The sequence below is a fragment of the Aeromonas sp. HMWF015 genome, from assembly GCF_963878965.1.
GTDB classification, from domain to species: Bacteria; Pseudomonadota; Gammaproteobacteria; order Enterobacterales; family Aeromonadaceae; genus Aeromonas; species Aeromonas veronii.
Map to the genome: position 1 here is coordinate 1 of NZ_CAWNZT010000307.1, position 1844 is coordinate 1844.

The window sequence follows — 1844 nt, forward strand, 5'->3', positions numbered from 1 at the left end:
GAGCTGGGAGAAGCCATTGACGTTGGTCTTGGCGCGATCCTTTGAGAGCGCCTGCTCCAGACTGTGCAGCACCCGACGGCGATGATCTTCCGACTGCATGTCGATGAAGTCGATGATGATGATGCCACCGAGGTTGCGCAGGCGCAGATGGCGGGCGATGGCAGCCGTCGCCTCGACGTTGGTGTTGAAGATGGTCTCTTCCAGATTGCGATGGCCGACAAAGGCGCCGGTGTTGATATCCACCGTGGTCATGGCTTCGGTCTGGTCGATGATGAGGTAGCCGCCGGATTTCAGCTCTACTTTGCGCTCCAGCGCCCGCTGGATCTCGTTCTCCACGTCGTAGAGATCGAAGATGGGCGACTCGCCGGGGTAGTACTCCAGCTTGCTGGCCAGCTCAGGCACGTACTCTTCGGTGAAGCGTTTGAGCTGATCGAAGCTCTGGCGCGAGTCAACGCGGATTTTGTCGAGCTCGGCGCCGACAAAATCGCGCACCACCCGAAAGGCCAGACTGGGATCCTCGTAGAGGATCTTGCAGGGGGGATACTTCTGTTTGCGCTCGAGGATCTTGCGCCACAGACGTTTCAGGAATGCTGCATCCTGCTCCAGCTCCTGCTCCCCCACCCCTTCGGCGGCGGTACGGATGATGTAGCCACCCAGCTCGTCCACATAACCGGCCACGGTGCGCTTGAGGCGCTCCCGCTCCGCTTCGGACTCGATACGTTGGGAGACACCGACGTGGGCACTGCCCGGCATAAAGACCAGATAGCGGGATGGCAGGGTGATATCGGTAGTGAGACGGGCACCCTTGGTACCCAGCGGATCTTTCACCACCTGCACCATGATGTCCTGCCCCTGACGCACCAGCTCGGCGATATTGCCGACCTGGAACTGCTCCTTCTCCTTCACCGCCACACACTCGGTGTGCGGCACGATGTCGGAGGCATGGAGAAACGCTGCCTTGTCCATGCCGATATCGACGAATGCCGCCTGCATGCCGGGCAGCACCCGACTGATCTTGCCTTTGTAGATATTGCCGACGATGCCGCGTTTGGCCTGACGTTCTACATGTACTTCCTGCAGCAGACCGTTTTCGACCAGAGCGACCCGGGTTTCGGAGGGGGTAACGTTAACCAGCAGTTCTACCGACATAAGTAACCTTGCCTGTTCCAGTTTTGAATTCTATAGAGCCAATCCGGTACAACGCGCGCAAGAACGAAACGCAGCAGAGCACAGCTGACGGGAAATTATTTGAGCTGTTCCAGATGATGCTTGATCAGCAGGTCTGTCTCCAGCAGGGGCAGGCCGACCACGGCGCTATAGCTCCCTTCGATGCGGCTGACAAACTTGCCGGCAATACCCTGAATGCCATAAGCCCCGGCCTTGTCACAGGGCTCACCGGTCTGCCAGTAGGCCTCGATCTCGGCCTCGTCCAGCTTGCGAAACGCCACGTTGGTGGTGACCAGACGCACGTCACAACGATCCTTGCTGGCCAGCGCTACCGCCGTCATCACCTGATGCACCTTGCCGGAGAGGGACTCCAGCATATCTTTGGCATCCAGCAGATCGGACGGTTTCTCCAGTACCCGGTCGCCCAGCACCACTATGGTGTCGGCACCCAGCACCGGCAACGCCGTCGGCGCACACGCCACGCCCGCCATCGCCTTGTCACGAGCGAGGCGGCAGACGTAATCCTGCGCCTTTTCACCCTCTTCCCGCTGCTCGGGCACATCCAGTTTCAGCACCTCGAAGCGGTAGCCAATCTGGGTCAGCAGTTCACGGCGACGGGGAGAAGCCGAGGCGAGATAGAGTTGTGGTTCGTTGTTTTTGTTCATATTTACCTGATA

2 protein-coding genes are annotated in these 1844 nt (G+C 59.3%); both read right to left on the reverse strand.

The window, feature by feature from the left end; genetic code table 11:
• Positions 1-1149, reverse strand: a 1149-nt coding sequence (rng, locus tag AACS18_RS15675) for a ribonuclease G (protein WP_108612657.1), incomplete at its 3' end; no start/stop codon positions are given.
• Positions 1150-1244: 95 nt separating this feature from the next.
• A complete protein-coding gene (locus tag AACS18_RS15680; RefSeq protein WP_005340055.1) occupies positions 1245-1832 on the reverse strand; it encodes a Maf family protein in 588 nt (195 codons plus the stop codon).
• Positions 1833-1844: the final 12 nt, after the last annotated feature.

What these genes read in the sequence shown, in the direction of transcription:
- AACS18_RS15680 (WP_005340055.1), bottom strand. Translation starts at nt 1,832, where the DNA reads ATGAACAAAAACAACGAACCACAACTCTATCTCGCCTCGGCTTCTCCC.